Source organism: Aggregatilinea sp., assembly GCF_036822615.1.
Lineage (GTDB): Bacteria > Chloroflexota > Anaerolineae > Aggregatilineales > Aggregatilineaceae > Aggregatilinea.
Genome location: NZ_DAISHJ010000158.1, coordinates 1 through 9614, shown reverse-complemented (window position 1 = coordinate 9614; position 9614 = coordinate 1). Strand labels below are relative to the sequence as shown.

General features: G+C 63.2%; 10 protein-coding genes. 4 read left to right on the top strand and 6 right to left on the bottom strand.

Annotated elements, in window-relative coordinates; all coding sequences use genetic code 11:
- Positions 1-488: TCP-1/cpn60 chaperonin family protein (locus V7116_RS23970; RefSeq protein ID WP_324394522.1), on the top strand; the 488-nt coding region annotated here is incomplete at its 5' end.
- Positions 489-577: 89 nt separating this feature from the next.
- On the opposite strand, the gene V7116_RS23965 is transcribed toward V7116_RS23970, so the two are convergent.
- Positions 578-1417, bottom strand: coding sequence for a sulfurtransferase (locus V7116_RS23965; protein WP_324394521.1), 840 nt, complete (start codon positions 1415-1417; stop codon positions 578-580).
- A gap of 303 nt (positions 1418-1720) precedes the next feature.
- On the opposite strand from V7116_RS23965, the gene V7116_RS23960 reads away from it, so the two are divergent.
- A complete protein-coding gene (locus tag V7116_RS23960) occupies positions 1721-3223 on the top strand; it encodes a carboxypeptidase M32 (RefSeq protein WP_324394520.1) in 1503 nt (500 codons plus the stop codon).
- Between the two features lie 144 nt (positions 3224-3367).
- Positions 3368-4480, top strand: a complete 1113-nt coding sequence (locus V7116_RS23955) for a glycosyltransferase 87 family protein (protein ID WP_324394519.1) — start codon at positions 3368-3370, stop codon at positions 4478-4480.
- Positions 4481-4578: 98 nt separating this feature from the next.
- Here the strand turns inward: V7116_RS23955 and V7116_RS23950 are convergent, their stop codons facing one another.
- Positions 4579-5484: an SDR family oxidoreductase gene (locus V7116_RS23950; RefSeq protein ID WP_324394518.1), complete on the bottom strand. Its 906-nt coding sequence runs from the start codon at positions 5482-5484 to the stop codon at positions 4579-4581.
- Positions 5485-5583: 99 nt separating this feature from the next.
- On the opposite strand from V7116_RS23950, the gene V7116_RS23945 reads away from it, so the two are divergent.
- A complete protein-coding gene (locus tag V7116_RS23945) occupies positions 5584-5955 on the top strand; it encodes a winged helix-turn-helix transcriptional regulator (protein ID WP_324394517.1) in 372 nt (123 codons plus the stop codon).
- 84 nt (positions 5956-6039) lie between these two features.
- Here V7116_RS23945 and V7116_RS23940 read toward each other — a convergent pair whose 3' ends face one another.
- The 4 genes from V7116_RS23940 to V7116_RS23925 form a co-directional block, all read right to left on the bottom strand.
- Positions 6040-7428 carry an alpha-amylase family glycosyl hydrolase gene (locus V7116_RS23940; RefSeq protein WP_324394516.1) on the bottom strand — a complete coding sequence of 463 codons (1389 nt, stop codon included), beginning with the start codon at positions 7426-7428 and terminating at the stop codon, positions 6040-6042.
- Positions 7429-7586: 158 nt separating this feature from the next.
- Entirely contained in the window at positions 7587-8156 is a 570-nt protein-coding gene (locus tag V7116_RS23935; protein WP_324394515.1) for a TetR/AcrR family transcriptional regulator, read from the bottom strand.
- Between the two features lie 134 nt (positions 8157-8290).
- Positions 8291-8923, bottom strand: a complete 633-nt coding sequence (locus V7116_RS23930) for a hypothetical protein (RefSeq protein ID WP_324394514.1) — start codon at positions 8921-8923, stop codon at positions 8291-8293.
- Positions 8924-9141: 218 nt separating this feature from the next.
- On the bottom strand, positions 9142-9614 hold a 473-nt coding region (locus tag V7116_RS23925), incomplete at its 5' end, for a DNA-processing protein DprA (protein WP_324394513.1).

Genomic DNA, 9614 nt, shown 5'->3' with positions numbered 1-9614 from the left:
AGGAAAAGAAGCACCGTGTGGAAGACGCCCTGAGCGCGACCCGTGCGGCGGTTGAAGAAGGTATCGTGCCCGGCGGCGGCGTCGCTCTGGTCAACGCGATCAGCGCCCTCGACGACGTGAAGCTGGCCGATCCCGATCAGCAGACCGGTATCCACATCGTGCGCAGCGCGCTCCAGATGCCCATGCGCCGCATCGTGGCGAACGCGGGCCTGGACGGCGGCGTCATCCAGCAGCAGATCCGCGACAAGCAGGCGGCGGAAAAAGATACCAACATCGGCTTCGACGTCATGAGCGGCGAATTCGTGGACATGATCAAGGCTGGCATCATCGACCCGGCCAAGGTGACGCGCGGCGCGCTCGAAAACGCGGCCAGCATCGCCGGGATGATCCTGACCACCGAAGCCCTGATCACCGACATTCCGCAGAAGGAACCGCCGATGCCGGCGGGCGGCGGTATGGACGGTATGGGCGGCATGGGCATGATGTAAGCCGCCTTCGGGCCGCTTGAAGTAAAATGCCGAGCCGGGCGCGGGAATTTTCCTGCGCCCGGCTTTTTGATGCGTATTGGTGCGTATGCTCAGGCCACGCCCTGCGTGATGGGCAGCCCGATCCCGTTGCCCCACTCGGTCCACGAGCCGTCGTAATTGCGCACGTTCTGGCAGCCGAGGATGTACTTCAGCGCGAACCACGTATGCGCCGCCCGCTCGCCGATGAAGCAGTACGTGACGATCTCGTCCGCGCCGAGGTCGATGCCTTCCGCCGCGAGGATCCGGCGCATGGCATCCGCCCCGAGGAACGTCCCGTCCTCGTTCATCAGCCGCGACCAGGGCAGGTTGTGCGCGCCGGGAATATGCCCGCCGCGATGCGCCGTCAGCCGGTCCCCGATCGGCGCGACCCACTCGCCCGCGAACTCATTCTCCGACCGTACGTCGAGCAGCAGCGTGTCGCTTTGTTCGAGGCGGTCGAGGATGAACTGCCGGTCGGCGCGGATTTCGGGGTTGATCGTGTGGACCCGGTAATCACTTCTGGGGAACTGCGGTATGTCATGAATAATTTCGCGCTTTTCTTCGATCCATAACAGGCGTCCGCCGTCCATCAGGCTCAGGTTCGTGTGTCCATACAGGCTGAACAGCCAGAAGCCGTAGGCGGCGAACCAGTTGTTTTGATCGCCGTAAATGATCACGTGATCGTCGTTGGTGATGCCCGCGTCGGAAAGCAGCCGCTCAAAGCCGCTGGGTGAGATGATGTCACGCCGGGTTGGGTCTTGAAGCTGGCTCGTCCAGTCGAACGATACCGCGCCGCGCAGGTGGCCCGCGCTCTGATACTTGAACGGGACGACGTCGACCTCGACGAGACGGATCCCCGGTTGATTCAGGTGATCGGCAACCCATTGCGTGCTGACGAGCGGTGCGGTCATTGGTGCCTCCAGGCGATTATGTAGCGGGTGTGGGAGTCTGTAACCGGTCGGGGAGGATATGCATCTCTATGTAAGTACTATGGAGCATCATACAGCAATACTCTATAAACAATGTGAAAAGTGTATAAATTCATGTAAGGGTGTGCGGCGTCCTCAGAGCGGACACCACCCACAATGCACGGGGCTATTGCCGTTCGTGCGCTCGTCCGGTAGTCTTAGGGGACTTCGGCAGGCCACAATCTGTCACTGCCTGCGTATATCAAGCAGGACAAGACCGCTCCTGGGCTGAAAGAGAGATACCTTATGGAAGAAGTGAAAGCGTTGAATGCCCGCATTGCGGATGTGATCAACCTCAATTTTGCGGGTGCACTGCTGGGCTGGGATCAGCAAACGTATATGCCGTCCGGCGGGGCGAATGCGCGCGCCGAGCAGTTGGCGACGCTGAGCAAGCTGGCGCACGAGCTGTTTGTCGCGGACGAAACGGGCCAGTTGATCGAAGACGCGGAAGCCGCCGTGAAGGATGCCGATCCCGACAGTGACGACGCGGCGCTGGTGCGCGTCGTTCGCCACGACTTCGACATCCAGACCAAGCTGCCGACGACGCTGGTGACCGACATCGCGCGCGAGACAACGCTGGCGCACGAAGTGTGGGCCAAGGCCCGCGCGGAAAACGACTTCGCCAGTTTTGCCCCCACGCTCGCACGGATCTACGACCTGATGCGCCAGAAAGCCGAGGCCCTCGGCTACGACGAACGCCCCTACGATGCGCTGCTCGATGAATACGAGCCGGGCATGAAGACCAATGATGTCGAGACATTGTTCGCGGGCCTGCGCGAAGACCTCGTGCCGTTCGTCGCGGCGATCTTCGAGCGCATGGATCGCGTCGATTCGTCCCTGCTACACAAGCACTATGATGTGGACAAGCAGGCGGAATTCGGCCTCGCGGTGATCAAGGAACTCGGCTACGACATGTCGCGCGGTCGCCAGGACAAGGCCGTGCATCCGTTTACGACCGGCTTTTCGATCAACGACGTGCGCATCACCACGCGCTATTATCCCGACTATCTGCCCACGGCGCTGTTCGGCTCGATCCATGAGACCGGCCACGCCATGTACGAGCAGGGCGTCGCGCAGAAGTACGAAGGCACGGCGCTGACGGGCGGCGTTTCGCTGGGCGTGCACGAGAGCCAGTCACGCTTGTGGGAAAACATCGTCGGGCGCAGCCGCGGCTTCTGGACACACTATTATCCGACGCTGCAAGCGACCTTCCCGGAGCAGTTCGGTGGCGTGTCGGTGGACGAGTTCTACCGCATGATCAATGCCGTGTCCCGCTCGCTGATCCGCGTCGAGGCGGACGAAGTGACCTACAACCTGCACATCATGCTGCGCTTCGAGATGGAAAACGATCTGCTCGAAGGCAAGCTGGCCGTCAAGGACGCTCCCGCGGCCTGGAACGCCAAGATGGAGCAGTACATGGGCATTGTGCCGCCCACGGATACCCAGGGCATCCTGCAGGACGTGCACTGGTCGTCCGGCCTGGTCGGTTACTTCCCGACCTACTCGCTGGGCAACTTCCTCTCGGTCCAGTACTGGGATCAGGCGCTCAAGGACGTGCCCGCCATCCCCGAACAGATCGAGCAGGGCAACTTCGAGCCGCTGCTGGCGTGGCTGCACGAAAACATCCACCAGTACGGGCGCAAGTATTGGCCGCAGGATCTGACCCGGCGCGTGACGGGCGAAAAGATCCAGACGCGCTCGTTCGTGCGCTACCTGAAGAACAAGTACACCCCGATCTACGACCTGTAAATCGCGGCGTACGGTTGAACTGCGAAACGAAAGGCGGCTGACGAGGCCGCCTTTTTTGCTGCCCCGTGCGCCGCGCCCAGTTGCCCTCGGACTGCTTTGCACTACAATGAGCACGGTTTAGCCGCATGCTTCAGGACCGGATCAATGTCGCGCCAGATGAAGTCGAAGTACACCGAATGGGTTATCAGCGGGATCCTGTTTCTGCTGGTGGGCGTGATGTTCGCCGTCTTCACCAGCCGGATCAAGATCGAAGGTACGTCGCTTGCGATCGACTGGTACGATATCTGGCACGGTCTGCGCGGCCCGCTGAATTACGAGGATTTTAAGTTCCGCAACGCGCCGTGGAGCATCTTCCCGCTGCTAATCCTCGGCCAGATGCCGATGAAGGCCTCGTGGGGCCTGATGATGTACCTCACGCTGGCCGTGCTGATCGCCAGCGTGCCGGTGGTGCGCAAAAAGAAGCTGTATTGGGCCAGCATCCTGCTGACGGTCGCGTCGTTCCCGGCGCTGCGCCAGTATGCGGACGGCAACGTCGAGGCGGTGGTCATCGGCGGCATCCTGCTGTCGCTCTACGGTTACTCCAAAAAAGATCCGCTGCCGCTGGCGTTCGGGATCTTGTTCGCCACGTCCAAGCCCCAGGTTGCGGTGTTGTTCCTGACCTGCCTGGGCCTGTATATGCTGCTGACGTTTTCACCGCGCCTGCTGCTGAGGACCGGCATTTACGTGCTGATCCCCGTGGCGCTGGGCTTCCTGTGGCGCGGATCCGCCTGGATCGACGCGGTATTCGGCATCCCCGAACGGCACTCGATCGTGGATATGAGCCTGATGGCCTCGTTGGAGCGCCTCGGTGTGCCGGGCGCGATCAACTGGGTGCTGTGGGGGGCAGTGCTGGCGGTGACGGCGGCGATCGTCTGGTTCAGCCAGCGCACCCTGTCCCGTTACAAAGCGGGGATGCTGGTCGCTGCCTCGCTGCTGATCGCGCCGTACTCGGTCGGCAACAGCGTGCTGACGCTGCTGGCCGTGGCGCTGATCCCGTTGTTCCAGCAGCAGCGGCGGTTGGGCGCGCTCCTGCTCGTGCTGGTCAACCTGCCGATCGTGATGCACAGCCCCGATCATCGCGAGCTGCTGACCTATTACAATACGGCGCTGGTGCTGCTCATCTGGGGTCTGCTGCTGTGGAAGGTGTGGCGGGCCGAGATCGATCGTGAGCCGTCCCCGGCCCCTGCGCTGGCAGAGATCGCCGCGCTGCCACAATAGACAGTTCAGGCGAGGGATCTGCTTTTCCCTCGCCTTTTACATGGGTGGGATCGAACCCTACCGACTGTCTGGAACGGATAGACGCTGCGCGACAGGCGTTATCGCTGCGGCGTCCCCAGCAGCACCTCTTTGTTCTGCGCGAGAAACTCCGCGACCGGCATGGGCGCGTGCCCGGTCAGATCCTCCACAGCGGACGTCACCACGTCGAGCAGACCCTGCGCGGCGGCTTCGTCAAACGAAACGATCACGTCGATCACCGGCCCCGGCAGGCCCGCTTTGCGCAGATTCTCGCGCAGCACGTCCGGCGGCAGCGGGACGTAGGTGACCGGCTTGCCGCTGATCGATGAGGCGAGCGCCGCCAGATCCGCGCCTGAGAGCGCGTCTGGCCCCGTGATGTCGAGTGTGCGCCGCCCGGTGAACGGCGCGACCAGAGCTGCGGCGGCGGCGCGCGCGCAGTCCTCGCGCGTGACATAGCCCACTTTGCCGTCCCCCGATGCGCGGTACAGGCTGCCCATCTGGATCGCCTGCGCCAGCGCGCCGGGCAGCATTTCGGTGTACACGTTATTGCGCAGCGCCGTCCAGCCCATGGTGCTGGCGGCCAGCGCATCTTCGGTCGCCTGATGGTCGGGCGCGAGGGAAATCGGGGATTCTGGCCCCGGATTGGGCAGTGAGGTGTAGACGACGTGGCTCACGCCTGCGTCCTGCGCGGCCTGTACGGCGGCGAGATGCTGCCGGATGCGGCGATCGGACATTCCTACGGCGTCCGTGCTGATCAACAGCAGCCGATCCGCGCCCGCGAATGCGTCGGGCAGCGTGGCCGGATCGTCGAAGTCGGCGCGGCGCACGGTGACGCCGCGCGCGCTGAAGTCGGAAAGGCTGGCCGGTGTGCGGGTAGTGGCGATGATGGGGCCCGCCTGCGCGTCGAGCAGCAGCTCGATCACGCGGCGTCCCATGTGGCCGGATGCGCCGGTGACGAGCAGAACCGGTTGATGAGTCGCTGACATTGGTATCCTCCAGAATTGTTCGTGCAAAAGATCTATAGTTACTATAAGTTAGTTGCTGTAAAATGGAAAGTAGGCACTTTCGAGTAATGGAGTTACCTCGTGGAAACTAACGTCTTCCCTCCCAACGTGTATGCAGCGACCTGTCCCACGCGGCAGGTGCTCAGTCTGATCGGTGACAAGTGGACCGCGCTGATCATCGGCTTGCTGGACGATGGCCCCAAGCGCTTTTCCGAGCTTCAGCGCGAGATCCACGGCATTTCGCAGAAGATGCTGGCGCAAACGCTGCGCCGTTTGGAGCGTGATGGTGTGATCAGCCGCACGATTTACCCGGAGGTCCCGCCGCACGTGGAATATGAGCTGACGCCGCTGGGCGAAACGCTCGGCGCGCCGCTCGCCGCGATCCGCGACTGGGCCGAGCGGCACATCGGGGAGATCGCCGCCGCGCGGACCGTCTACGACGAGCGCAATTGACGCGGAGGGGTGACGGGGCGGGTTGTTTATCCGCCCCGCTTTTTGCTTGCTAATCACTAACCGCTAACTGCTAACGGCTGTTTTTCATTCCGCTACCCATACTGCGCCCCACGTCGGCGGCAGGATCACCGTCGCCTGTCCGTGATGCACCGGGATCGCCGGGCCGCCGTTCAGCGCGTCGTGCAGCACAGTCCCCGGCAGCCTGCCGAGCGTCAGCGTCACGGGGCGATCCACCGCGTTTACCGCGACGATCACGCTTTGATCTGCCGTGTACCGCTCGAACGCGAACTGCTCGTGATCGACGTGCACCTGCCGGTAGTCGCCGTGGCGCAGCGCGGGTAGATCGCGGCGCAGCGCGGCGAAGCGCCGGATCGCATCCGCCAGCGCGGGGTGGGGCGCGGAACGCGCCGCGTCGAGCGTCAGCGCGGGGCGCAGCGCGGCATCGCTCGACCGGGTGCGTGCGCCGTCCAGTCCCCACTCGCTGCCGTAATACACGGACGGCACGCCCGGCACGGTGAACAGCAGCAGGTACAGTGGGTAAAGGTGCGCCGGGTTGCTTAGGTTCGACGCGACGCGGTTCACGTCGTGGTTGTCCGCGAAGGTATACAGCCGCAGGTCGCGGTACAGCCCTTCCGCGCCGAACTCGCGGTTGAGCGAGTACGCCACCTCGAAGTAATTGCGATCCGCGTGGCTCGAATACAGCCCCTTGTACAGCTCGTAATTGGTCGTCGCGTTCAGCATGGTGGGGTTCGCCCAGGTCCGGTAATCGCCATGCACCACTTCGCCCATCAGCCAGAACTCCGGCTTGATCGCCCGGCAGTGCGCCGCCAGTGCGCGTAGAAAGTCGTGATCGAGCACGTCGGCGGCGTCCAGCCTCAGCCCGTCGATGTCGAAGTCCGCAATCCACTTGCTCACCGCGTCGAACAGGTGCTGCCGCAGGCCGGGATGCGACGTGTTGAGCTTGACCAGATCCATGTGTCCCGCCCAGCCCTCGTAGCCGAACGGATCGCCGTATGGACTGGTGCGCCCAAAGTCGAGGGCATGGAACCACCCCGCGTAAACCGAGTTCTGGCCGTGGGCCTGCACGTCGCGGAATGCCCAGAAGCCGCGCCCGACGTGGTTAAATACGCCGTCCAGGATCACACGCAGCCCGCGCGCCTTCATGGCCCCGATCACGCCGCGCAGCGTGTCCCACGTGCCCAGCCGCCGGTCCACCTGGAAGTAATCGGCGGTGTCGTACCCGTGCGCGGTCGATTCAAATACCGGCCCCAGGTAGACGGCGTTCAGGTTCAGCCCCAGGATGTGATCGATCCACGGTGCCAGCCCTTCGAGGCGCGGGACCGGCGCGGCGCTGAAGTCGTTGTGCGCGGGCGCGTCCAGCAGCCCCAGTGGGTAGATGTGATAGAACAGGGCGCTGTCGATCCAGTCGGGCGTCATAATCTGTGCCGTCGTGTGTGTCATTGCCTGCGTCATGCTGTGCCATCTCCTGTATACCGTTCGGTATAGAAAACGGGCAAAAAAAGAGCGCGACGGACTCTGTTAATTCTGCGGACCCACAGGGCCACAGAGCGGAAAACGGGGACAACTGCCTTTGTCCTGGCTAACCGCCAATCGCTAACGGCTAACCGCTTCTACGAAAATATCCCGTGCATGAACTGGTGAATCATGCGATACACCAGATCCTTCGACCGCAGATCGACGTAGCCTTGCAGCCCCAGCCCGATGTACGTGTCGATCTGCCCCTTCAGGCTCGTCGCGTACAGCATGTGCCTGTCGCGCATATTGCCATGATCCTCCGCCGCGCGCCGGAACATCTCTTCCAGCAGCGCCTGCAACTGCGCCAGCAGCGACCGCACCGCCGGGGAATATTCCGCCGAGGGCGGCGCGAACCACATCGCCAGCAGCATCCGGTAAAATTCCGGTTGGCGGCGCGCGTAGTCGAAGTACGCATACACCACCGTATTTATCGATCCGGTGATGTCGTGGTGGTAGATGGCGGCCTGCCTGATGTCGGCCAGCAGCCCCTCGCCTTTTTCGTGCACCAACGCCTCGAACAGGCCGCGCTTGCTGCCGAAGTAGTGGTACAGCGTCGGCTTGGTGACGCCTGCCTCCTCCGCGATGCGCTGCACGCCGACTGCATCGTAACCTTCGCTGCTGAACAGCGTCAGCGCCACCGCCAACAGTTCCGATCGATTGTCCACGCTGGGTTGCCCTTTCCTGATGTAAAACAGTATACCGTTCGGTATAGTCGTTGTCAATATATTGACGAGGGGCACTCTGCGATGGGCGCAAAAAAGCCCCGGCGAACCAGGGCTAGTGATCAGGGGAGGGGCGGCTACCCGCCGCGCAGCCAGTCGATGAAGCGCTGGACCACGCTGCGGCGCGGCGGCTCTTTGATGTCCGCGTTGCCGTTCTGGTCCAGCGAGATGACCATCACCTGCTGGCGATTGATCGCCGTCTTCAGGTCCAGGCGGCGTTTGCGCGGCGTCAAATAGGCCGCCATGCGATCGCCGCGCAGCATACGGATGCTGGCCAGCTTCCACTGGCCCTCGTAATACTGCACGGTCTGCATCAGCATCTGGTAACGTTCTTTTTTCGACAGGAACCCGGGCGGCAGGATAGGCGCGCTTTGAGGCTGCATCTCCAGCGCATCGCTGGGCAGCACCGCCCCACGCGAGGCCGCTTCTTCTTCGGGGTAGGTGGTGGGCCGTGTTTCAGATGCGGGTTGAGTCGCGTGGTTCCCGTTGGACCGCGTGCGAGGCTGCGTCTCGTAAATGACCTCACTCGGCGAGGGCTGCTCGTCCTCGATCATGCTCTCGACGATCTCGTAGCTGTCCAGATCGTACTCGCTCGACGGACTCGGACGGGTTCCCGTGGTGGTTGAGTCGAGTGGAGAAGGCTTCGGGTAGCCAGATCCAGGCCGAATAGGCGCTAACCGGCTGGGCGCGCGGTGATTGTCTGGCGTCATGGCAAGTCTACCTTTTTCCCTGGGAGGGTATTCCCCAAACCCCGCTAACCAAAATCAAACCCTTATTGTGTAGCCTCATTAAAACAGATCTATGTCTGGCAGTCAAGCAGTGTGAAATGAGCTTATTCCTACACGTTTTTGCGTCTGGAATAGCATGACGCTGTCTTCAAACACCTAATAGTACTCCACTTGCAAAGCACCAGCCAGCGCGCCGGGCGCTATCCGGCGGTCAGGGTTTCGGCCAGGGTGTGCCAGGCGTCGATCGTGCTCGGCAGCGGCTGCGCGGCGTTGCTGTTGATGAGATGGCGCGACCCGGCGGCGGCGCTCTCGACCGCGTACACAGCGCGCCCTTGCGCCTGCGCGAACCGGGCTGCGTGCAGGCTGCCGCTCGTTTCGCCTGCTTCCACGACGACGATCGCCCGGCTCAGCCCGCTGATCAGGCGGTTGCGCGCGACCAGCGCGGGCGCGTTCGGCCCGGCGTCGGGCTGAACCTCCGCGATCACCGCGCCATGCTCGATAATATGCCGGGCGAGCGTCCGGTTGCCGGGCGGGTAAACCGACTGCACGCCGCTGCCCAGCACGGCTAGCGTGCGCGTGCCTGCGCGCAGCGCCCCCTGGTGCGCCGCGGTGTCGATCCCGGCGGCCAGCCCGCTGACGATGGTGCAGCCGCACGCTGCCAGCGCGCCCGCCA